The following is a 21747-nucleotide window of genomic DNA, read 5'->3' as shown; positions in this document are numbered from 1 at the left end:
ACAACGTGAAGTCGGTGAAAGATCAGGTGCTGAGCAAGCTGGGCCTGAGCAGCACCACCGCGCAGCAGCAGAAAACCGATTACCAGCAGGGGCTGCAGGGCCTGCTGAACACCGGCAACGGTCAGCAGCTGAATCTGCAGAGCCTGAGCAACTCGCCGATGGGTGAGAAGCTGAAAACCAAAGCCTGCGATGTAGTGCTGAAGCAGGGCAAAAAATACATCGGCATGTGATTCCTTCGCGCGGGTTCAGGGGCCGCCTTCCTGCCGTCTGAATCGCCGCTCACCTTATGCCAGCCGGCGCGGGCTGTCCCCCGCGCCCTCTTCTCTCGCCACGTAGCCGCTAAGCCCTCAACAACGTCAGCGTCGCATCCGCCACGCGCGCCAGCAGCGCCCTCGCCTGTTCAAACGACTGAATATTGGTGTAGCCAATCACCAGGCCGTAGCGCTTTTGCGTCTGCGCGTACCAGCCCGACAGTGGCCGCACGTACAACGCCTGCTGCGCCCACAGCGTCGCCAGCGCCACGTCCTGCGTGCCGCGCCGCAGAAACGCCACGATGTGCATGCCGCCGTCGGTCAGCTCAAAGGTAAACAGCCCCGGAAAGCAGGCTTCGATGGCCTCCAGCATCATGCGGCGGCGCTGCTGATACAGGATGCGCATCTTCTTGATGTGACGATAAAAATGCCCTTCGCTGAGAAACTGCGCGAGGATCTTCTGCGGCAGCAGCGGCAGGCCGGTTTCCAGAATCTCGCCCAGCTCGCCGAACTGCGCCAGCGTGTGCTGCGGCATTACCAGATAGCCGATGCGCATCGCCGGCATCATGGTTTTGCTGAAGGTGCCGGTGTAGATCACCCGGTCATGCGCATCCAGGCTTTTCAGCGCCGGAATCACCTTACGCGTGTAGTGAAATTCGCCGTCGTAATCATCCTCAATAATCCAGCTGTCATGCTGCTGCGCCCACGCCAGCAGCTGATGTTTGCGCGGCAGCGACAGGCTGACCGCCAGCGGGCTCTGGTGCGTTGGCGTCACTACCGCAAAGCGCGCGTCGGCGTGATAGCGCAGCAGATAATCCACGTCGACGCCCTGCCCATCCACCGGCACATAGTGCAGGTTGGGTGCGATGCGCTTCAGCAACTGCTGGCCAAAGAAGTAGCCGGGATCTTCGAACAGCACTTTGTCGCCCGGCTGCGCCAGCACCGCCAGAATCAGTCGCAGGTTGGCACGGTAGCCGCTGGTGATGAAGATCTGCTTCGGCTGGCAGTTGAGGCCGCGCGAAATGTTCAGGTAGCTGGCGATAGCCGCCCGCAGCGGCGCATATCCCATCACCGGCGGTATCATCATCTCGTCCGGCCGCAGGCTGCGCGCCGCTTTCGCCGACATCAGCCGCCACTTTTTATGCGGAAACTCGTCCAGCGCCGGGATGCCGAGCCGCAGCTCGCCTTTGCCCTCGGTCACCGGCAGCAGCGCGGGCGTCGTCGCCGGTGCGCGCGGTGGCGTAGCTGCGCTCGCCAGCTTCAGCTGTGGATTAACGCGCGTGCCTTTCGCGCCCTGGCTGACAAAATAGCCTTCGCCGATGAGGATTTCATAGGCGGCCTCCACCGTTTTACGCGCCACCTGCAGCTCGCCCGCCAGCACGCGAATCGCCGGTACGCGATCGCCCGGCCGGAGCTGTCCGGCAAGAATCTGCTGCCGGAAGCGCTGGTAAATCTCTTTGTAACCCACGCGTCACTCCTTTCTCAGCCACTGCGCTATGTCCTACCTGTTTTCACGCGTAATGGCCCTGTTCGCTCAGACATAGCAGTTTAAGATGCAGGCATTCCCCCTGCAATACGGATGACAGCCATGAAGATTGTGCATTACGCCACCGCAGAACAACTCGCGCGCTGCTACCCGCTGATGCGTGCGCTGCGCGGGCGGCTGGCGGATGAGGCGCAGTTTATCGCCCAGGCGCAGCGTCAGCAGGCGCAGGGTTATCGCCTCGCTGGTATCGAACATCAGGGACAGCCAGCGGTGCTGGCCGGTTATCGCCTGCTGGAGAATTTTATCCACGGCAGCTTCTGCTACGTCGATGACCTGGTGAGCGATCCCGCGCTGCGCGGTCAGGGCTTCGGCGCCGCGCTGCTCGACGGCTTAGCAGTGCTGGCGCGGGAGTACGGATGCCACCGTATGGTACTGGATACCGCAATCAGTAATACCCGGGCGCAGGCGTTTTATCAGCGCTGCGGCTATCAGGCGCTCGGCCTGCATTTTTATCGCTCTATCGTATGAGGAACCACTGCATGAATGTGCTGCACATTAAAGTCAGCCCGGATCTGGCGGGATCGGCGTCGCGCATCGCTTCAGCGCGTCTGATCGAAAAGCTGCGCAGCCGCCATCACGATCTGCACGAGACGGTGCTGGATCTGGCGCAACAGCCGCTGCCGCATCTGGATGCCTTCACCATCAGGGCTTTTTTTACCCCACCGGAGGCGCGTGATGAAGCGCAGCGTAACGCCATTCGCACCTCGGAACAGCTGGTGGATCAGCTATTTGCCTGCGACACCCTGGTTATCTCATCGCCGATGTGGAACCTCGGGCTGCCGTCGGTGCTTAAAGCCTGGTTCGACCATATTACCCGCGCCGGCCGCACCTTCACCTTTACCCCCGAAGGCACCAAAATCGGGCTGGTGAGCGGCAAAAAAGTTTACTGCGTGATGGCCAGCGGCAGCGTGTTTGCCCACGGGCCCTTTATGCAGGATGACCAGTTCACGCCGTACGTGCGCGCGGCGCTGGCGTACATCGGCATCAGCGATGTGCAGTTTATCCGCGTCGACGGCACGCACGACCCGCTCAGCCGTGCCCGCGCGTTACCTGAAGCACTCGAAACCATTGAACGTCTGTTCTGACGGAGGAAAATCATGACTCAACGCGTTAACCATTTCAAAACCACCCCGGCGCTGGCCAAAGCGATGTCGGATCTGTCGAATAGCGTCGCCAGCACGTCGCTGGAGAAGTCGCTCAGGCATCTGGTGGATATCCGCGCCTCGCAGCTCAACCACTGCGCGTTCTGCCTCGATATGCACATCAAGCAGGCGGCGATTGACGGCGAGCATGAGCTGCGGCTGCACCATGTGGCGATCTGGCGTGAATCGCCGCTGTTCAGCGCGCGCGAGAAAACCGCCTTTGCCCTGACTGAAGCGCTGACGCGCATTGGCGAGCACGGCGTTGATGAGGCGCTGTACGGCGAGCTGCGCGGGTACTTCTCCGAGGTGGAGATCAGCGAGCTGACCTTTAAGATCGCGGTGATCAATACCTGGAACCGGCTGATGATCCTGTCGCAGATGGCACCCGGCGCGCTCGACAGCGCTTACGGGCTGGATCGTGCTGATTTGCGGTAATTTTTATCGCCAGTGGCTGCGGCTGCTGGCGATAGCATGTTTTTCTGCGCGCCCTGACGCTATAGTGAGGTTTTGCACCACACAGGACACCGCGCATGAAAGGCATCAACATTGCGATTTACTTCGATCCCGACCTGATTCGCATCTGCGTTCACCAGCCGGATGAGAGCTACCTCAGCCAGACGTTTCATTACGCCGACAGCGTGATTGAGGAGATTTATCAGTGGCTGGAGCAGTTCACGCCGGGTCGCACCCACATTTGCCTGATTGAGCACGACACCGCCGATATCCTCGCCGATGAGCTGGTGGACAACGGTTATCACGTGCATCAGGTGAGCCAGCATGCGCTGCTCAGCTGGTTCGCCAGTGAACCGCCCGCCACGCCGGACGGCTCGCCGGTGCGCGCGCTGCTGCGCTATCTGGAGAATGAGAAGCCGGCAGAGTATCAGTCACGCACGCCGCAGATTGAAGCGCTGATGGAGTTGCTGGATGAGCTGGACGATCTGGAAGGCGTGGAGAGTGAGGAAGATGAGGATAACCTGCCGGATAACGTGCTGCGCCTGATGAAGCAGAAGAAAATCAGCGCCAGCGACGCCGCCCAGCGCCTGCTGCCAGACGTGAATGAACGCATTCGCGAGCATCTGATTCATTATCCCGAGCTGATGACGCCGGATTTGCTGGAAGATTTTTTCCCCGAGTTGCTGGAAGCGATGGAAACGCCGAAGCATTGATGCTGTCCAGGTGCGCATAAATGCGCACCCTACGAAAAATCGGTGCACAGGGTACTGTAGGGTCGCCATTCATGGCGACCGTTGCGCTGGCAGCTGCGCGCATGAATGCGTAACCAACAGGATTTTCATTGCGTTACGCGGCCATGGCGGTGCGCATAAATGCGCACCCTACGAAAAAATCGGTGCACAGGATACTGTAGGGTCGCCATTCATGGCGACCGTTGCGCTGGCAGCTGCGCGCCTGATATTAACCAGGGAATAAATCATGCTGGAACTGTTCAAAGCCATTGGGCTCGGCCTGGTGGTGATTTTGCCGCTTGCTAACCCGTTAACCACCGTGGCGCTGTTTCTCGGCCTCGCGGGTGACATGAACTTTCAGGAACGCAATCGCCAGGCGCTGCAGGCGTCGATCTACGTGTTCCTGATTATGATGGTCGCCTGGTACGCCGGTAACGCGGTGCTGCACACCTTTGGCATCTCGATTCCCGGCCTGCGCATGGCCGGCGGGCTGATTGTCGCCTTTATCGGCTTTCGCATGCTGTTCCCCGCCAAACCGGTCGGGCATTCGGTGGAGGCCAAACACAAGCTGGATGAACTCGACGCCAGCGACGACCCGCGTGAAACGGTGAATATCGCCTTTGTGCCGCTGGCAATGCCGAGCACCGCAGGACCGGGCACCATAGCGATGATCATCAGTTCGGCCTCGACGGTGAAAGCCGGCGTCGATTTCCCCGCGTGGGTGGTGGCCATCGCGCCGGTGCTGACGTTCCTGGCGGTGGCGGTGATTTTATGGATTTCGCTGCGCAGCTCCGGCGCCATCATGAAGCTGGTCGGCAAAGGCGGCATCGAAGCGATTTCGCGCCTGATGGGGTTTTTACTGGTGTGTATGGGCGTGCAGTTTGTCATCAACGGCGTGCTGGAAGTGGCGCACACTTTTCATTAAACAATAAAAAATCGCACCGTACTGTAGCGGCGCGATTCATCGCGCAATGCCCGCCATCACGCGACGCCGGGCATTGCCATCAGGACAGCGCGCCAGATCGCGCCGCTACGTTTTAATGCAGCGTTTTCCGCACATCCGCTACCTGTTCTTTCGTTACTGCCGGCGCGTGGTTGCTCCAGCCCTGACGAATAAAGGTGGCCAGCTGCGCCACTTCATCATCGGTCAGACGATACGCAAACGGCGGCATCGCCAGCGTCGACGGCGCTTTCTCCGTTGAGGGCTGCTGCGCACCGGCCAGAATGGTGTGAATCAACCCGCTGGGGTCCTGCGCATTGACGATAGTGGCCTGATCCAGCTCCGGGAAGATCCCCGGTGCGCCTTTGCCGGTGACAAAGTGACAGGCACCGCAGTTGTCGAGATACAGACGCTCGCCTTCGCTCAGATTCTTCGCCGCTGTCAGCTTCGCTTCGGTCTTCTGCTGCGCCTGCACGTCGTACGCCTGCAGCGGCGGATTGCCACCGAGGAACTTGAGGTAAGCGGCAATTGCTTGCAGATCGGCATCCGTCATGTACGAGCTGGAGTGCTCCACCACTGACGTCATCTCGCCGCCCACTGCGGCTTTATCGTTACGTCCGGTTTGCAGATAATCGACAATCTCCTGCTCGCTCCAGCGTGGCACACCGCGCAGCGACGGCACCTCCCAGTTATTCAGGCTGCCGCCGGCGAGGAAGCGATCGTCGCTGCTGTCCAGCGCCTTCTCGTTCATGCCGAGGCCGCGCGGCGTGTGGCAGCTGCCGCAGTGGCCGAGGCTTTCCACGATGTAAGCACCGCGATTAACCTGCGCTGACGCGCCGCCAATCGGCTGGAACGGTTTGTCCGAAGTAAACGCCCAGTTCCAGAAACGCATGCCCCAGCGCTGGCTGAACGGGAAGCTCAGCTTTGTTTCCGGCGGCTGTTCGCTGTCCGGCTTCACGCCCTGCATGAAGTAGACGTACAGCGCGTGCAGGTCTTCATCGCTGATTTTGGCGTAATCCGGGTACGGCATCGCCGGGTAAAGGCGCGAGCCGTCCGGCAGCACGCCTTTGCGCACCGCGTCCGAGAACTGCTGCTCGCTGTAGTTGCCGATGCCGTGCTGTTTATCCGGCGTGATGTTGGTGGAGTAGATAGTGCCGAGGTTCGACTCAATCGCCAGTCCGCCGGCGTAATCCGCTTTGCCGGCTACGGTATGGCACGCCATACAGTCGCCAAGGCGCGCCAGATACTCGCCCTTTTTAATCAATGATGCGTCATCTGCTGCCTGCGCCTGCACCGCACAGCTGCCCAGCAGCACCGCGTGAGCGATTAACAATGATTTTAATTTCATGTACTTATGCCTGTACCAGTGGGCCGGGATTCTGCAAATAGCGCTCTTTAATAGCCTGCGCCGCCATCAGGGTAATCGCGCCGATGGTGTCGGTCGGGTTCGCCTGGAAGTTCTGCGGGAAGGCGTTACCGCCCGGCACAAACACGTTGTGCACATCCCAGCTTTGCAGGTACTTGTTCAGCGCCGAGGTTTTCGGGTTGTCGCCCATCACCGCGCCGCCCACGTTGTGGGTAGAGACGTATTTGGTCAGGTCAAAGTCAGCGCCCATCGGCAGGAAGCTCATGCTCATGCTGTCCGGATTCAGCTCTTTGGCGATGTCGCCAACGATGCCTTTCAGGTGCTGCTGCAGCTTGATCTCGTTCTGTTTCCAGTTAAAGGTCATGCGCAGCAGCGGCTGACCGCGATGGTCGGTGTAGTGCGGATCCAGATCCAGATAGATATCGCGGTACGACTGGCAGGTGGTGGTAATACTGATCTTCATCGAATGGTTGTACCACTGCTCCAGCCCCTCTTTGTACCCCATGCCCCAGCTCGGTGTGCCCTTCGGCAGCGCGGTGCCAATTGGCGTACCGGTTGCCTGCGAACTGTGGATTTTGGCGCCGCCGAGGAAGCCGAGTCCCGGACCGTCGAAGTTGCCAGGCGAGATGTCATTAAACATCTGACCGGTCGCGCCAGCGGTGGCGAAGGCGTTGAAGTTTTTGTCTTTGAAGAACAGCGTGGCGCCGCCGTTGGACAGGAACGCATAGTTACGCCCGACGACGCCCTCTTCGGTGATCGGGTTGTAGGGCTTGCCGATACCGGACAGCAGCATCAGGCGCACGTTGTACAGCTGGAAGCTGGAGAGCACCACAATCTTCGCCGGCTGGAACACTTCGTTGCCGTCAGCGTCAAAATAGAGCACGCCCTTCGCGGTTTTGCCATCGTCGTGCAGCACCACTTTGTACACTTCCGCGTGCACTTCATAGGAGAAGTTCGGCATGCGCTTCAGCGCGTCCATCACTGCCGTCTGCGGTGAGGCTTTTGAGTAGTTCAGGCACGGATATTTCGAGCAGTAGCCGCAGTAGTTGCAGGGAGCGATCTGGTTGCCGTACGGGTTTTTCCACGCGCGTGAGACGCAGGCTGAGGGGTTCGGGAACGGATGATAGCCCAGCTTCTTCGCCGCCTCTTTGAACATCACGTTATTCAGCGTATCGTCCAGCGCCGGCAACGGATACGGCTCGGAACGCGGGCCTTCAAACGGATCGCCGCCTTCCAGAATTTGCCCGCGCAGGTTGCCGGTGGTGCCCGACTGGCCGCAAATCAACTCAAACTTGTAGAAATACGGCTCGATCTCATCCCAGGTGAACGGGAAGTCCATCACGCGCATGTCATCCTGCAGGATGCCGGGCTTATAGGCCTGATCGACGTAGGTTTTCAGTTTGATATCGGTGGGCGTGGGGCGAATCAGTACCGCCGTCCAGTGCATGCCCGCGCCGCCGACGCCAGTACCCGGAGCAAACGCGCCCCATTTGCGGGTTGGCAGCGCCGTCTGGTCCATGTTGTAACGCACGGTGACCGCCACTTCTTTTGGCGTGGCGAACACTTTGTTGCGCACGTTATAGGCGTACTCATCGGCCGGTTTCGGGTAAGCGAAATCCGGGTAGTCGCGCTCGCCGCCGCGCTCAAGGGCGCGCACGTCCAGTCCGGCCATTGCCAGTTCAATACTCATCAGCGAGCCGGCCCAGCCGAGGCCGCACACCACGACGTCGACTTCTTTCTTTGTAATCTGTGCCATGTTTTTCTGTCTCACATACCAAATACGGGGATTCAGGCGCGTTCGCCCATCAGGCTGACCGGTCCGAGCGGATACGGTACGTTGTGTTGCTTCACCCACTCGGTGAAGCTGGCGCGTGCGCCCGGGAAGCCGATGGCGATCCAGGCTTTCATGCCTTTGTTGCCGCCGTACATCGGGTCAGCGAGGTAGCCGTGTTTGGTATCGGAAAGCAGCTGGCTGAAGAACTGCGAGGCTTTCAGGTTCGGTTCGCCCAGCGCGGCGAAGTCGATACCGTCGTTTTTATTCACTTTGGTCAGCACCGCGTCTTTCTCTGCCAGCGTCAGCTGCGAGAACGCTTTGTGGTAGGTGCTCTGCGTCCACTGCTCCACCAGTTTGATGCCGGTGCGATACATCTGCTGCGGCGTGAACGGGATCTGATAGCCCATGGTGGCGGGCGCGTGCACATCAAACGGCCCCTGCAGGTAGATCTCTGCGCCGAACTCCGGGCTGTGCAGCTGCTGGTCAATGAAGATCGGCACGTTGGTTTCCAGCGCACCCGGCGCTTTGCCGTTGCCACCGGCGGGGATCAGGCGATCGGTCGCGGCCAGAATAAATTGCCACTCCTCAGCGCTAAAAAAGATCGGTTTATAGTCGGCAAGGTCCGGTGCTGCCATTTCCGCAGCCTGGGCTGCAGTCAGTCCTTTTAAAACCAGGTCGCTTAATGGCAAAGCCAGCAACGACCCAAGTAAAAACTTACGTCTGGTGGTCGGTTTTTCTAAAAGCATGGCGCGACGACTCTCACTTGCTAAGAAAGGGAATTATTTTTGTTAATAGATTTATAAATCGGCAAACAAGCTGGCAATCTTATGGATACAGATATTTCAGGATGTAAGCATTAAATTATAAATGTGTTTTGATGAGAAACCATCAACCTGACGAAAAGTCGCCAGGCGCTGTGGACGCGCTTTCGCAGCGGGAATTGCGCTTTTAACCGTACAAATGCCAGGAGATTAGCGCCAGAGACTGGGCAAATGACTGAAACAAATCGGCGTGAGAAATAGTCGCTCAGCTTAATTAATCAGAAAAAATCATACTTCCATACCAGAGCTTATTCTTATCAATAACCGCTTATTGGCTCAATGCGCAACGTCTGAGCGGTTTATTTCCTGAATATGACAGCGCGCGCACAAAATAACCGATTAGTTAATTGCCGGTATTAATTGTTATTTCCGGCACAGCTCAGAACAAACCGGCATTTAGCCAGCAGCGCGACAGCGATAAAGTCGTCGCATCAATTACTCAGGATAATCATGATGCGAGCACTCTTATTGTTCTTCACCTTATTCAGCAGCGCCTTTGCCCTGCAGGCCGCCACGCCAAAAGACACGCTGGTGGTGGCCGTGCCGCTCGACGGCATTATCAGCTTCGACCCGGCAGAAAGTTTTGAGACCGTCAGTAACAGCGTGCAGCGCAACATTTATCAGACGCTGGTAGAGGCCGATCGCGATGCGCCACAAAAACTCGCGCCGCTGCTCGCCACCTCATGGCAGCCCGGCAGCACGCCGCACAGCCTGGTGTTCAATCTGAAACCGGATGCGCATTTCGTCAGCGGTAACCCGGTGACCGCGCAGGACGTGGTGTTTTCGCTAACGCGCGCGGTGCAGCTCAATAAAGCCCCGTCGTTTATTCTCGCTGAGTTTGGCTGGACGGCGGACAACATCGCCAGCCAGTTGCGGGTTGTGAACGATCATCAGCTGGAGATTCAGTGGCCGGCGCAAATTGGTCAGGATCTGGCGCTGCGCCTGCTGACCGCGCCGGTGGCCTCGGTGGTGGACAGCAAAACCGTGCAGCAGCACATCACCGCCAACGACAGCGGCAACGGCTGGCTGCACACTCACTCCGCGGGCAGCGGCGCATTCAGCATCCAGCAATATGTGCCGCAGCAGGCGCTGGTGCTGAGCGCAAATCCGCACGCCAGCCCGCAGCCGCAGCTGAAACGCATCCTGCTGAAAGGCGTGGCCGATGCCGGTGCACGCCGCCTGCTGATTCAGCAGGGCGATGTCGATGTGGCTTACCAGTTGGGCCCGGACCAGATCGATGCGCTGAAAAACGACCAGCAGCTGCGCATTGAAGCCTTCCCGTCGAGCCTGGTCTATTACCTGGCATTTAATACGCAAAACAAAGCGCAGCCGGCGCTGGGTAACCCGGCGCTGTGGCAGGCGGCGCGCTGGCTGGTGGATTACAATGCCATTTCACGCGATCTGCTGAAAGGCCAGTACCGTATTCACCAGAGCTTCCTGCCGCAGGGCTTTGATGGCGCGCTGGAGAATCAGCCGTTCCATTACGATGTAGCCAAAGCTAAAGCGATCCTGGCGCAGGGCGGTATCAGGCCCGGCAGCAAATTCTCGCTGACGGTGATCAATCAGCCGCCGTACATCGACGTGGCGCAGGCGCTGCAGGCCAGCTTTGCCAAAGCCGACGTGCAGATTGAGCTGCAGCCGGTGGCGGAATCGGAACTGTGGAGCAAAATGCGCGGACGTGATTTCCAGTCGATCTTTATTTACTGGGGCGCCGACTATGTGGATCCGAATACCAACGCCAGCGCCTTTGCCTATAACGTACCGGGCGGCTCGAAAACGCTGGCGTGGCGCGTTGGCTGGGAGATTCCCGAACTGAGCGCGCAGACGCGCACCGCAGCCGGTGAGAGCGACGCCAGCCAGCGCCGCGCGCTGTATACCGCGCTGCAACAGCGCGTACAGCAGGATTCGCCGTTCGTGGTGATGCTGCAGGGCGCGCAGCAGGTGGCGGTGCGCAATAATGTCAGCCACGTGCAGCAGGGCATCGGCGTGAGCCTGCTGTTTTTCGATGCGGTAGAGAAGAGGTAGGTCGGTGCGCGCTGCCCCTCATCCCAGCCTTCTCCCGCCCGCGGGAGAAGGGCCGATCGCGCGGGCAGCAACCGGAACTCCCCTTATTTTTCACCCAAATATCCCTCTCTCTCCCGCGCACCGCTTGCTATTCTTTGAGTCATTACGCAATGCCGGAGAGCGCAAACATCATGACTACCCCACTGCTGATCGCCCAGACGCCTGACCTTCAACTGCATCTGCTGCCCGCCATGGCTAACCGTCACGGACTGATAACCGGTGCGACCGGCACCGGTAAAACCGTGACGCTGCAAAAGCTGGCAGAATCCTTCTCCGCCATCGGCGTGCCGGTGTTTATGGCCGATGTCAAAGGCGATCTTTCCGGCATTGCGGCCGCGGGCGACGGCTCGGAAAAGCTGCTGGCGCGGCTGGCGAAGATTGGTGTCACAGACTGGCAGGCGCAGAAAAATCCGGTGATGCTGTGGGATATCTTCGGCCAGCAGGGCCATCCGGTGCGCGCAACGGTGTCCGATCTCGGCCCGCTGCTGCTGGCGCGGCTGCTCAGCCTCAACGAGGTGCAGTCCGGCGTGCTGCAAATTATCTTCCGTATCGCCGACGATCAGGGCCTGCTGTTGCTGGACTTCAAAGATTTGCGCGCCATGACGCAATATATCGGTGACAACGCCAAAGCATTTCAGACGCAGTACGGCAATATCAGCAGCGCCTCGGTGGGCGCCATTCAGCGCGGCCTGCTGGCGCTGGAGCAGCAAGGGGCAGAACACTTCTTTGGTGAACCGATGCTGGATATCCGTGACTGGATGCGCTGCGACGCTGACGGCAAAGGCTTCATCAATATCCTGGCGGCGGAAAAGCTTCATCAGCAGCCGAAACTCTACGCCACCAGCCTGCTGTGGCTGCTGGCGGAACTGTATGAACAGCTGCCGGAAGCCGGCGATCTGGACAAACCGAAGATGGTGTTCTTCTTTGACGAAGCGCATCTGCTGTTTAACGACGCGCCGCCGGTGCTGCTGGAGAAAGTGGAACAGGTAATTCGCCTGATTCGCTCGAAAGGCGTTGGCGTGTACTTTGTCACGCAGAATCCGGCGGACATTCCGGATAATGTGCTGGGTCAGCTGGGTAACCGCGTGCAGCATGCGCTGCGTGCCTTCACGCCGAAAGACCAGAAAGCGGTGAAAAGCGCCGCCGAAACGATGCGCGCCAACCCGGCGTTTAATACCGTGGAGGCGATTCAGGCGCTGGGCACCGGCGAGGCGCTGATCTCCTTCCTCGATGAGAAAGGCAGCCCGTCGATGGTGCAGCGCGCCATGGTGATCGCGCCGGGCTCGCGCATGGGGCCGGCCACTCCTGATGAACGCAACAGCCTGATCAACCATTCGCCGCTGTACGGCAAATACGACAGTGCCGTCGATCGCGAATCGGCGTTCGAAATGTTACAGCAAGGCGTGCAGGCCGCGCCGCAGCAGGCCGATGCGCCGCCCAGCAAAGGCAATAGCGTGGCGGTGGATGACGGCATTCTGGGTGGGCTGAAAGAGATTCTGTTCGGTAGCACCGGGCCGCGCGGCGGCAAGCGCGACGGCGTAGTGCAGAGCGTGGCGAAAAGCGCGGCGCGCCAGGTGACCAATCAGATCATCCGCGGCGTGCTGGGCAGTCTGCTCGGTGGACGCCGCCGTTAATCGCCCTCTGCTATGATCGTGGTATGGATAAATATCAACAATTAAAACGGAGCAAGCGTCTGGCCCTGTCGCTGCTGCTGATTGCCGCCGCGACCTTTGTCGTGACGCTGTTTCTGCCGCCCACGTTCTGGGTGCTGGGGCTGAAGGCGATTGCTGAAGCGGCGATGGTCGGCGCGCTGGCCGACTGGTTTGCGGTGGTGGCGCTGTTTCGTCGCGTGCCGGTGCCGTTCATCTCGCGCCATACGGCAATTATTCCACGCAACAAAGATCGCATCGGCGAGAATCTTGGCCGCTTCGTGCAGGAGAAGTTTCTCGATACCGATTCGCTGCTGGCACTGATTCGCCGCCACGATCCGTCACAGCTGCTGGCGCAGTGGCTCAATACGCCGGGCAATGCCGATCGCATTGGCCGCCACCTGCTGCAGGTGATGCGCGGTTTCCTCGATCTCACTGACGATCAGCGTATTCAGCGCTTTTTGCGCCGCGCAGTGCATCGCGCACTGGATAAGGTTGATCTGACCCAGTCCAGCGCGCTGCTGCTGGACAGCCTGACCAAAAACAACCGCCATCAGGAGCTGCTGGACGCTGCTGTGCAACAGCTGCTGCGTCTGCTGCACAAACCCGGCACGCGCGAGTTTATCGCGCTGCAGATTGTGCGCTGGCTGAAACGCGAACATCCGATCAAAGCCAAAGTACTGCCGACCGAATGGCTCGGCGAACATAGCGCCGAGCTGGTCGCCAACGCGGTGGATTCGATTCTGGATGAAGTGGCGCGCGACCAGGGCCACGAATTTCGCCTCGGTTTTAACCGCGCGGTACAGCGCCTGATAGAGCGACTAAAAAGCGATCCGGAGATGGCTGAACGCGCTGAGACCATCAAACACTGGCTGAAAGAGGATGAGTCGTTTAACCGTTATATCGGCGAGCTGTGGCAGGACCTGCGCCGCTGGCTGAAGAGCGACCTCAACAGTGACGATTCGCGCGTGCAGGAGCGGGTGCGGCTGGCGGCGCTGTGGCTGGGCGAAACGCTCGCCGCCGATGAAGCACTGCGTACCTCAATGAATCAGCATCTGGAAGACGCTGCGCGCAGCGTCGCGCCGGAGTTTGCGGCGTTTCTCACCCGTCACATCAGCGATACGGTGAAGAGCTGGGATGCGCGCGAGATGTCGCAACAGATTGAGCTGAACATTGGCCGTGATTTGCAGTTTATCCGCATCAACGGCACGCTGGTGGGCGGTACCATTGGCCTGGTGCTGTTTTTGCTGTCGCAGCTGCCGGGCTGGGTGCAGACGTTGCGCTAACGGTGCGGGCATCGACCTGGCTGGCATAAATAAAAAAGGTCGCCATGAATGGCGACCCTACGGTAACGGTGCGGGAATGACAGGGGCGCCCTGAATCGCGCCCCTGCAACCCTCACTACCGCCGTTTCAGCAACAGGTACAAACTGATGGCGAAGAACGCGCCGCTTGGCAGAATCGCGCCCAGCACCGGCGGTAAACCGTACACCAGACTCAGCGGCCCGAAGATCTGATCCAGCACGTAGAACAGGAAGCCAAAGCTGATGCCGGTGACCACGCGCACGCCCATCGATACGCTTCTCAGCGGACCAAAGATAAACGACAGCGCCATCAGCATCATCACCGCCACTGACAGCGGCTGGAAGATTTTGCCCCACATATTCAGCAGGTAGCGCCCGGATTCCTGGCCGCTCTGTTTGAGATACTTGCTGTAGTTATACAGACCGCTGATCGACAGCGCGTCCGGGTCCAGCGCCACCACGCCCAGCTTGTCTGGCGTCAGATTGGTTTTCCATTCCCCGCTCAGGCTCTGTGAACCGGTAATCTGCTTCGGGTCTTTCAGGTCCGACTCATCCACCTGCGACAGCTCCCACAGTTTGCGATCTTTATTCCAGACCGCGGTGGCGGCATAGCGCACGCTCAGCAGACGTCGCTGGTCGGTGAAGCGATAGATACTGACGCCGTCGATCTCGTTGTCGCCTTTAATGCGCTCAATGTAGATAAAATCGTTGCCGTCTTTCGCCCACAGGCCGTTTTGCGTCGAAACCAGCGAGCCGCCGTACAGCTGCTGCGCCCGGTAGTTACGCGCCATCTGCTCGCCCTGCGGGGCGACAAATTCGCCCACCGCCATGGTCAGCAGCACCAGCGGAATCGCGGTTTTCATTACCGCCAGCGCCACCTGCAGACGGGTAAAGCCGGAGGCCTGCATCACCACCAGTTCGCTGCGCTGCGCCAGCGTGCCCAGCCCCAGCAATGCGCCCAGCAGCGCCGCCATCGGGAAGAAGATCTCGATATCTTTCGGCACGCTGAGCAGCGTGTAGTAACCGGCATCCAGCGCGGTATACGCGCCCTGCCCGGTTTTACGCAGCTGATCAACAAACTTAATGATGCCCGACAGCGACACCAGCATGAACAGCGTCATCATGATGGTGTTGAAGATGGTTTTGCCGATATAGCGGTCAAGGACCTTAAACATCACACGGATCCTCCACGGCTAAAGCGCGCGCGGAAACGGCGCATCGGCACGGTATCCCATACGTTAAGCGCCACCGCCAGCGCCAGATACGCCAGGTTGACCACCCACATCCAGATCGCCGGATCAAACCGGCCTTTCGCCGCGTTGGAGCGCAGCGAGCTCTGCAGCAGGAAGAAGATCAGGTAGAGTAACATTGCCGGCAGCATCGACAGCACGCGGCCCTGACGCGGGTTAACCACGCTGAGCGGCACCACCATCAGCGCCATCACCAGCACAGCGAACACCAGCGTCAGACGCCAGTGCAGCTCCGCCTGGAACTGCGGCGTTTTGGTTTTTATCAGCGTGCTGATATCGGCCTGATCGGCATCGTTAGGATCGAGCACCGCCTCTTTGTATCCCACCAGCGCCTGATAATTGACGAAGTCGGTTATGCGGAAGTCACGCAGCAATGCCGTGCCTTCGAAGCGCGTGCCTTTATCCAGCGTCACCGTCTGCGAGCCATCTTTGTGCTGCTCCATGTGACCGCTGTCTGCCAGCACCACCGATGGCCGTGCATTGCCCTTCGGCCGCAGCTGCGCCAGGAACACGCTGCCGAACTTGTTGCCTTTCACGTCTTCGACGAACAGCACGGTATTGCCGTCGCTGGAGGTCTGGAACTGCCCCGCCGCCAGCGCAGCCGCTCCCGGGTTGGCTTTGGCATTTTGTGTCACTTCATCCTGATAGCGCGAGGACCACGGGCCAAGCCAGATCACGTTGACCGCCGCCACCAGCGAGGTGAACAGCATCAGGATCATCGCCGCTTTAATCAGGACGCCTTTACCCAGCCCGCAGGCGTGCATCACCGTAATTTCACTTTCGGTGTACAGCCGCCCAAGGGTCATTAAAATCGCCAGAAACAAGCTTAGGGGCAGGATAAGTTGTGCCATTTCAGGCACGCCAAGTCCTAACAATGTCAGAACCAGATTTGTTGGGATTTCGCCATCCACCGCCGCACCCAAAATCCTGACTAACTTCTGGCAAAAGAAGATAAGTAGCAGGATGAACAGGATAGCCAGCTGGCTTTTGAGCGTTTCCCGAACCAGATATCTAATGATGATCACGCTTAGTACGCCTGTGAAAACTTGTCTTTTTGCAGGAAAATCGCTAGTTTCAACGCTTATCAGCCATTTTTCTTCATCAATGGCCGTCATGGTAGCTAAAATAGTATGACGAACGCGTTAGGGTGGTGAAAAAACAACACATTGTCACCCCACTCATTATGGCCGCCGGCGTTAAATTGTCATGGCGTCGCAACAAATTAATGGGTTACGAACGCGCTACATTCTAACGACAGCTAAGGCCGTTGTCTTTAAGATTCAGGAGAGTGCATGGAGTTCAGTGTAAAAAGCGGTAGCCCGGAAAAACAGCGCAGCGCCTGCATTGTGGTTGGCGTTTTCGAACCGCGTCGTCTGTCACCAATTGCCGAGCAGCTGGATAAGATCAGCGATGGCTACATCAGCGCGCTGCTGCGCCGCGGTGAGCTGGAGGGCAAAGTGGGCCAGACGCTGCTGCTGCACCATGTGCCAAATATCCTGTCCGAACGTATCCTGCTGATCGGCTGTGGTAAAGAGCGTGAGCTGGATGAGCGCCAGTACAAACAGGTGATTCAGAAAACCATCAATACCCTGAACGATACCGGTTCGATGGAAGCGGTGTGCTTTCTGACCGAACTGCACGTTAAAGGGCGCAATACCTACTGGAAAGTGCGCCAGGCGGTAGAAACCTCTAAAGAGGCGCTGTACAACTTCGACCAGCTGAAAAGCAACAAAGTTGAGCCGCGCCGTCCGCTGCGCAAGCTGGTGTTCAACGTGCCGACCCGCCGTGAGCTGACCAGCGGTGAGCGCGCTATTCAGCACGGTCTGGCCGTTGCCGCCGGCGTCAAAGCGGCGAAAGACCTGAGCAATATGCCGCCGAATATTTGTAACGCCGCGTATCTGGCGTCGCAGGCACGTCAGTTGGCCGATGCGTACAGCAAAAACGTCACCACCCGCGTGATTGGCGAACAGCAGATGAAAGAGCTGGGCATGAACGCCTATCTGGCGGTCGGTGCCGGTTCGCACAACGAGTCGCTGATGTCGGTGATTGAGTACAAAGGCAGCAGCGACGCCGATGCGCGCCCTATCGTGCTGGTAGGTAAAGGGCTGACCTTTGACTCCGGCGGCATCTCCATCAAGCCTGCCGAGGCGATGGATGAGATGAAATACGACATGTGCGGCGCGGCGTCGGTGTACGGCGTGATGCGCATGGTGGCGGAGCTGAATCTGCCGCTGAACGTGGTCGGCGTGCTGGTGGGCTGTGAGAACATGCCGGACGGGCGCGCGATGCGTCCGGGCGACGTGCTAACCACCATGTCCGGCCAGACGGTTGAAGTGCTGAATACCGATGCCGAGGGCCGTCTGGTGCTGTGCGATGCGCTGACCTACGTTGAGCGCTTCGATCCGGAAGTGGTGATTGACGTCGCCACCCTGACCGGTGCCTGCGTGATCGCGCTGGGCCATCACGTCAGCGGGTTGATGTCGAACCACAATCCGCTGGCGCACGAGCTGATCAGCGCGTCAGAGCAGTCGGGCGACCGCGCGTGGCGTCTGCCGATGGCCGATGAGTATCAGGAGCAGCTGGAATCTAACTTTGCCGATATGGCTAACATCGGTGGCCGTCCGGGCGGCGCAATTACTGCAGCCTGCTTCCTGGCACGCTTTGCACGCAAGTTTAACTGGGCGCACCTGGATATCGCCGGCACCGCCTGGCGCTCCGGCAAAGCCAAAGGCGCGACCGGCCGTCCGGTGCCGCTGCTGTCGCAGTTCCTGCTGAACCGCGCTGGCCTGAACGGCGACGATTAAGAGCCGGGGCGAATGCTGCAACGGGGTGCATGAATGCGTTTGACAGCGTGCGGCCATTGGAACGGTGCGCATGAATGCGTTTGACGCCGTGCGGCCATTGATACGGTGCGCATGAATGCGTTAAATACCCTGCGGCCATTGATACGGTGCGCATGAATGCGCACCCTACGGGTGTAGGGTCGCCATTTATGGCGACCTGATTATCAGCCGCACGGTTTGTAAGGTCGCCATTGATGGCGACCTTATTATTGGACGCCGCAATCTTACTGTCGCACAATGCGCCCCACTGTCATTGATGGAAATAACCTGCCATGAAAAACGCCACCTTCTTCGTGATGGAGTCTGAAAGCGCCAGCGACGGCTTAAGCGCCATCGAAGCGCTGGTGTGCGATTTGGCCGCCAGCCGCTGGCGAGACGGTAAGCGCATCCTGATTGCCTGCGAAGATGAACAGCAGGCCAATCGACTGGATGAAGCACTGTGGCAGCGTCCGGCCAACGCCTTTGTGCCGCACAACCTGGCCGGCGAAGGCCCGCGCTATGGCGCGCCGGTTGAGCTGGCCTGGCCGCAGCGACGCGGCAGTGCGCCGCGCGATCTGCTGATCAGCCTGCTACCGCAGTTCGCAGATTTTGCTACCGGTTTCCATGAAGTGATAGACTTCGTACCTTATGAAGAATTCCTGAAACAACTGGCGCGCGACCGCTATAAAGCGTATCGCAGCGTTGGTTTCCAATTGAATACGGCGACGCCACCCCCGCCGCAAACGACATAGCAGATATGGAAAAGACATATAACCCGCAAGATATCGAGCAGCCGCTCTACGAGCACTGGGAACAGCAGGGCTACTTCAAACCGAATGGCGATACCAGCCAGGAAAGCTTTTGCATCATGATCCCGCCGCCGAACGTCACAGGTAGCTTGCATATGGGTCACGCCTTCCAGCAAACCATCATGGATACCATGATCCGCTACCAGCGCATGCAGGGTAAAAACACCCTGTGGCAGGCAGGTACGGACCACGCCGGTATCGCCACGCAGATGGTGGTTGAGCGCAAGATCGCCGCTGAAGAGGGCAAAACGCGTCAGGATTACGGTCGTGACGCCTTTATCGAAAAAATCTGGCAGTGGAAGGCTGAATCCGGCGGCACCATCACCCGCCAGATGCGTCGCCTCGGCAACTCGGTTGACTGGGAGCGCGAGCGCTTCACCATGGATGAAGGCCTGTCCAACGCGGTGAAAGAAGTCTTCGTCCGTCTGTACAAAGAAAACCTGATCTACCGTGGCAAGCGCCTGGTGAACTGGGACCCGAAACTGCGCACGGCGATCTCTGACCTCGAAGTGGAAAACCGCGAGAGCAAAGGCTCAATGTGGCACATTCGCTATCCGCTGGCGGACGGCGTGAAAACTGCCGAAGGCAAAGATTACCTGGTGGTGGCCACTACCCGTCCGGAAACCCTGCTGGGCGATACCGGCGTGGCGGTCAACCCGGAAGATCCACGTTACAAAGATCTGATCGGCAAAGAGGTGATCCTGCCGCTGGTGAACCGTCGTATTCCGATCGTCGGCGACGAACACGCCGATATGGAGAAAGGCACCGGCTGCGTGAAGATTACCCCGGCGCACGACTTCAACGACTACGAAGTGGGCCGTCGTCACAAGCTGCCGATGATCAACATCCTGACCTTTGATGGCGACATCCGCGAGCGTGCGGAAGTGTTCGACACCAACGGTGAAGTCAGCGATGCCTGTTCCGATGAAATTCCGCCGCAGTTCCAGAAGATGGAGCGTTTTGCCGCGCGTAAAGCGATTGTCGCCGCCGTTGACGAGCTCGGCCTGCTCGACGAAATCAAACCACACGATCTGACGGTGCCCTACGGCGACCGCGGCGGCGTGGTGATCGAGCCGATGCTGACCGATCAGTGGTACGTGCGCACGGCCCCGCTGGCGAAAGTCGCGGTGGAAGCGGTAGAAAACGGCGACATTCAGTTTGTGCCGAAGCAGTACGAAAACATGTACTTCTCGTGGATGCGCGACATCCAGGACTGGTGCATCTCGCGTCAGCTGTGGTGGGGACACCGCATTCCGGCCTGGTACGACAACAACGGTAACGTCTATGTCGGACGCAGCGAAGAAGAAGTGCGTCAGGAAAACAATCTGGCCGCCGACGTGACGCTGCGCCAGGATGACGACGTGCTTGATACCTGGTTCTCTTCCGGCCTGTGGACATTCTCTACGCTGGGCTGGCCGGAGAATACCGAAGCGCTGCGCACCTTCCATCCTACCAGCGTGCTGGTGAGCGGCTTCGACATCATCTTCTTCTGGATTGCGCGCATGATCATGCTGACCATGCACTTCATCAAAGATGAGAACGGCAAGCCGCAGGTTCCGTTTAAAACCGTCTACATGACTGGTTTGATCCGCGATGAAGAAGGCCAGAAGATGTCCAAGTCGAAAGGCAACGTCATCGATCCGCTGGATATGGTGGACGGCATTTCGCTGGAAGATCTGCTGGAGAAACGCACCGGTAACATGATGCAGCCGCAGCTGGCTGAGAAGATTCGCAAACGCACCGAGAAGCAGTTCCCGGACGGTATCGTGCCTTCCGGCACCGATGCGCTGCGCTTCACCCTCGCCGCGCTGGCGTCCACCGGTCGTGACATCAACTGGGATATGAAGCGCCTGGAAGGCTACCGCAACTTCTGTAACAAGCTGTGGAACGCCAGCCGCTTCGTGCTGATGAACACCGAAGATCAGGATTGCGGCCAGAACGGCGGCGAGCTGAAGCTGTCACTGGCGGATCGCTGGATCCTGACGGAATTCAACAGCACCGTGAAAGCGTACCGTGAAGCGCTGGATAGCTATCGCTTTGATATCGCTGCCAACATTCTGTACGACTTCACCTGGAACCAGTTCTGTGACTGGTACCTGGAGCTGACCAAGCCGGTGATGAACAGCGGCAGCGAAGCGGAGCTGCGCGGCACGCGCAACACGCTGGTGACGGTGCTGGAAGCGTTGCTGCGCCTGGCGCATCCGATCATCCCGTTCATTACCGAGACCATCTGGCAGCGCGTGAAAGTGCTGAAGAGCATCGATCACGATACCATCATGCTGCAGCCGTTCCCGCAGTATGACGCGGCGAAGGAAGACGCGGAAGCGAAGGCCGATATCGAGTGGATGAAGCAGGCGATTGTGGCGGTGCGTAATATCCGTGCCGAAATGAACATCGCGCCAAGCAAGCCGCTCGACGTGCTGCTGCGCGACTGCTCGCCGGCGGCGCAGCGTCGTGTTGAAGAGAACCGCAACTTCCTGTCGCGCCTGGCGCGTCTGGAGAGCCTGACCATTCTGCCAGCCGGCGAGAAAGGTCCGGTCTCGGTGACCAAGATTGTTGATGGCGCAGAGCTGCTGATCCCGATGGCAGATCTGGTCAACAAGGAAGCCGAGCTGGAGCGTCTGGCAAAAGAGCTGGTGAAGCTGGATGTCGAGATCGAGAAGATTCAGACCAAACTGGCTAACGAAGGCTTTGTATCGCGCGCACCGGAAGCGGTGGTAGCGAAAGAGCGCGAGCGCGTAGCCGAGCTGGAGCAATCAAAAGCAAAACTGATTGAACAGCAGGGCGTGATTGCGGCATTGTAAGCGCTTCAGTCCTGACGCTTAA

Annotated in this window: 18 protein-coding genes; 12 read left to right on the top strand and 6 right to left on the bottom strand. The window is 59.0% G+C overall.

Annotated features, from left to right (window positions below; genetic code table 11):
• On the top strand, positions 1-230 hold a 230-nt coding region (locus FT726_RS15825), incomplete at its 5' end, for a DUF2501 domain-containing protein (RefSeq protein WP_346303057.1).
• 109 nt (positions 231-339) lie between these two features.
• On the opposite strand, the gene FT726_RS15820 is transcribed toward FT726_RS15825, so the two are convergent.
• Complete coding sequence (locus FT726_RS15820) at positions 340-1719, bottom strand: PLP-dependent aminotransferase family protein (RefSeq protein WP_215800643.1); 1380 nt, start codon at positions 1717-1719, stop codon at positions 340-342.
• A gap of 120 nt (positions 1720-1839) precedes the next feature.
• On the opposite strand from FT726_RS15820, the gene FT726_RS15815 reads away from it, so the two are divergent.
• The 5 genes from FT726_RS15815 to FT726_RS15795 all read left to right on the top strand — a co-directional run bounded on the left by FT726_RS15815 (position 1840) and on the right by FT726_RS15795 (position 5048).
• A complete protein-coding gene (locus tag FT726_RS15815; protein ID WP_059011143.1) occupies positions 1840-2265 on the top strand; it encodes a GNAT family N-acetyltransferase in 426 nt (141 codons plus the stop codon).
• 11 nt (positions 2266-2276) lie between these two features.
• Positions 2277-2882 (top strand): NAD(P)H-dependent oxidoreductase, encoded by a 606-nt coding sequence (locus FT726_RS15810; protein ID WP_346303056.1) that lies wholly within the window; start codon positions 2277-2279, stop codon positions 2880-2882.
• Positions 2883-2894: 12 nt separating this feature from the next.
• The gene (locus tag FT726_RS15805) at positions 2895-3374 is read left to right on the top strand and encodes a carboxymuconolactone decarboxylase family protein (RefSeq protein WP_288421094.1); all 480 of its coding nucleotides are present in this window, start codon (positions 2895-2897) and stop codon (positions 3372-3374) included.
• Positions 3375-3469: 95 nt separating this feature from the next.
• Positions 3470-4105 (top strand): hypothetical protein, encoded by a 636-nt coding sequence (locus FT726_RS15800; protein ID WP_215800640.1) that lies wholly within the window; start codon positions 3470-3472, stop codon positions 4103-4105.
• Between the two features lie 265 nt (positions 4106-4370).
• Positions 4371-5048 (top strand): MarC family NAAT transporter, encoded by a 678-nt coding sequence (locus FT726_RS15795; protein WP_021506728.1) that lies wholly within the window; start codon positions 4371-4373, stop codon positions 5046-5048.
• A gap of 112 nt (positions 5049-5160) precedes the next feature.
• Here the strand turns inward: FT726_RS15795 and FT726_RS15790 are convergent, their stop codons facing one another.
• Genes FT726_RS15790 through FT726_RS15780 form a run of 3 tightly spaced genes read right to left on the bottom strand, consistent with a single transcriptional unit; the run spans position 5161 to position 8949 of the window.
• Positions 5161-6411, bottom strand: coding sequence for a cytochrome c (locus FT726_RS15790; RefSeq protein ID WP_288421090.1), 1251 nt, complete (start codon positions 6409-6411; stop codon positions 5161-5163).
• A 4-nt stretch (positions 6412-6415) separates the two neighbouring features.
• Positions 6416-8185: a GMC family oxidoreductase gene (locus tag FT726_RS15785; RefSeq protein ID WP_346303055.1), complete on the bottom strand. Its 1770-nt coding sequence runs from the start codon at positions 8183-8185 to the stop codon at positions 6416-6418.
• Between the two features lie 32 nt (positions 8186-8217).
• Positions 8218-8949 (bottom strand): gluconate 2-dehydrogenase subunit 3 family protein, encoded by a 732-nt coding sequence (locus FT726_RS15780; RefSeq protein ID WP_031279537.1) that lies wholly within the window; start codon positions 8947-8949, stop codon positions 8218-8220.
• Positions 8950-9474: 525 nt separating this feature from the next.
• On the opposite strand from FT726_RS15780, the gene FT726_RS15775 reads away from it, so the two are divergent.
• The 3 genes from FT726_RS15775 to FT726_RS15765 all read left to right on the top strand — a co-directional run bounded on the left by FT726_RS15775 (position 9475) and on the right by FT726_RS15765 (position 14023).
• Positions 9475-11049: an ABC transporter substrate-binding protein gene (locus FT726_RS15775; RefSeq protein ID WP_374710413.1), complete on the top strand. Its 1575-nt coding sequence runs from the start codon at positions 9475-9477 to the stop codon at positions 11047-11049.
• 170 nt (positions 11050-11219) lie between these two features.
• Positions 11220-12722 (top strand): helicase HerA-like C-terminal domain-containing protein, encoded by a 1503-nt coding sequence (locus FT726_RS15770; protein ID WP_288421086.1) that lies wholly within the window; start codon positions 11220-11222, stop codon positions 12720-12722.
• 23 nt (positions 12723-12745) lie between these two features.
• Entirely contained in the window at positions 12746-14023 is a 1278-nt protein-coding gene (locus tag FT726_RS15765; RefSeq protein WP_058757214.1) for a DUF445 domain-containing protein, read from the top strand.
• Positions 14024-14138: 115 nt separating this feature from the next.
• On the opposite strand, the gene lptG is transcribed toward FT726_RS15765, so the two are convergent.
• Positions 14139-15215, bottom strand: coding sequence for an LPS export ABC transporter permease LptG (gene lptG, locus FT726_RS15760; RefSeq protein WP_021506721.1), 1077 nt, complete (start codon positions 15213-15215; stop codon positions 14139-14141).
• Complete coding sequence (lptF, locus tag FT726_RS15755; protein WP_031279533.1) at positions 15215-16315, bottom strand: LPS export ABC transporter permease LptF; 1101 nt, start codon at positions 16313-16315, stop codon at positions 15215-15217. Before lptF ends, lptG begins: the two co-directional genes overlap by 1 nt.
• A 267-nt stretch (positions 16316-16582) precedes the next feature.
• Here lptF and pepA point away from each other — a divergent pair, with 267 nt between their 5' ends.
• The 3 genes from pepA (at position 16583) to FT726_RS15740 (ending at position 21725) form a co-directional block, all read left to right on the top strand.
• Entirely contained in the window at positions 16583-18094 is a 1512-nt protein-coding gene (pepA, locus tag FT726_RS15750; protein WP_021506719.1) for a leucyl aminopeptidase, read from the top strand.
• Between the two features lie 311 nt (positions 18095-18405).
• The gene (locus tag FT726_RS15745; RefSeq protein ID WP_346303054.1) at positions 18406-18864 is read left to right on the top strand and encodes a DNA polymerase III subunit chi; all 459 of its coding nucleotides are present in this window, start codon (positions 18406-18408) and stop codon (positions 18862-18864) included.
• A 5-nt stretch (positions 18865-18869) separates the two neighbouring features.
• Positions 18870-21725 carry a valine--tRNA ligase gene (locus FT726_RS15740; RefSeq protein ID WP_021506717.1) on the top strand — a complete coding sequence of 952 codons (2856 nt, stop codon included), beginning with the start codon at positions 18870-18872 and terminating at the stop codon, positions 21723-21725.
• Positions 21726-21747 lie beyond the last annotated feature (22 nt).

Origin of the sequence: Pantoea sp. Morm (assembly GCF_016643525.1) — a bacterium.
Classification (GTDB): Bacteria; Pseudomonadota; Gammaproteobacteria; order Enterobacterales; family Enterobacteriaceae; genus Pantoea; species Pantoea dispersa.
This window is presented reverse-complemented; position numbering and strand designations above follow the sequence as displayed.

What these genes read in the sequence shown, in the direction of transcription:
- FT726_RS15815 (WP_059011143.1), top strand. Translation starts at nt 1,840, where the DNA reads ATGAAGATTGTGCATTACGCCACCGCAGAACAACTCGCGCGCTGCTAC.
- FT726_RS15810 (WP_346303056.1), top strand. Translation starts at nt 2,277, where the DNA reads ATGAATGTGCTGCACATTAAAGTCAGCCCGGATCTGGCGGGATCGGCG.
- FT726_RS15805 (WP_288421094.1), top strand. Translation starts at nt 2,895, where the DNA reads ATGACTCAACGCGTTAACCATTTCAAAACCACCCCGGCGCTGGCCAAA.
- FT726_RS15800 (WP_215800640.1), top strand. Translation starts at nt 3,470, where the DNA reads ATGAAAGGCATCAACATTGCGATTTACTTCGATCCCGACCTGATTCGC.
- FT726_RS15795 (WP_021506728.1), top strand. Translation starts at nt 4,371, where the DNA reads ATGCTGGAACTGTTCAAAGCCATTGGGCTCGGCCTGGTGGTGATTTTG.
- FT726_RS15790 (WP_288421090.1), bottom strand. Translation starts at nt 6,411, where the DNA reads ATGAAATTAAAATCATTGTTAATCGCTCACGCGGTGCTGCTGGGCAGC.
- FT726_RS15785 (WP_346303055.1), bottom strand. Translation starts at nt 8,185, where the DNA reads ATGGCACAGATTACAAAGAAAGAAGTCGACGTCGTGGTGTGCGGCCTC.
- FT726_RS15780 (WP_031279537.1), bottom strand. Translation starts at nt 8,949, where the DNA reads ATGCTTTTAGAAAAACCGACCACCAGACGTAAGTTTTTACTTGGGTCG.
- FT726_RS15775 (WP_374710413.1), top strand. Translation starts at nt 9,475, where the DNA reads ATGATGCGAGCACTCTTATTGTTCTTCACCTTATTCAGCAGCGCCTTT.
- FT726_RS15770 (WP_288421086.1), top strand. Translation starts at nt 11,220, where the DNA reads ATGACTACCCCACTGCTGATCGCCCAGACGCCTGACCTTCAACTGCAT.
- FT726_RS15765 (WP_058757214.1), top strand. Translation starts at nt 12,746, where the DNA reads ATGGATAAATATCAACAATTAAAACGGAGCAAGCGTCTGGCCCTGTCG.
- lptG (WP_021506721.1), bottom strand. Translation starts at nt 15,215, where the DNA reads ATGTTTAAGGTCCTTGACCGCTATATCGGCAAAACCATCTTCAACACC.
- pepA (WP_021506719.1), top strand. Translation starts at nt 16,583, where the DNA reads ATGGAGTTCAGTGTAAAAAGCGGTAGCCCGGAAAAACAGCGCAGCGCC.
- FT726_RS15745 (WP_346303054.1), top strand. Translation starts at nt 18,406, where the DNA reads ATGAAAAACGCCACCTTCTTCGTGATGGAGTCTGAAAGCGCCAGCGAC.
- FT726_RS15740 (WP_021506717.1), top strand. Translation starts at nt 18,870, where the DNA reads ATGGAAAAGACATATAACCCGCAAGATATCGAGCAGCCGCTCTACGAG.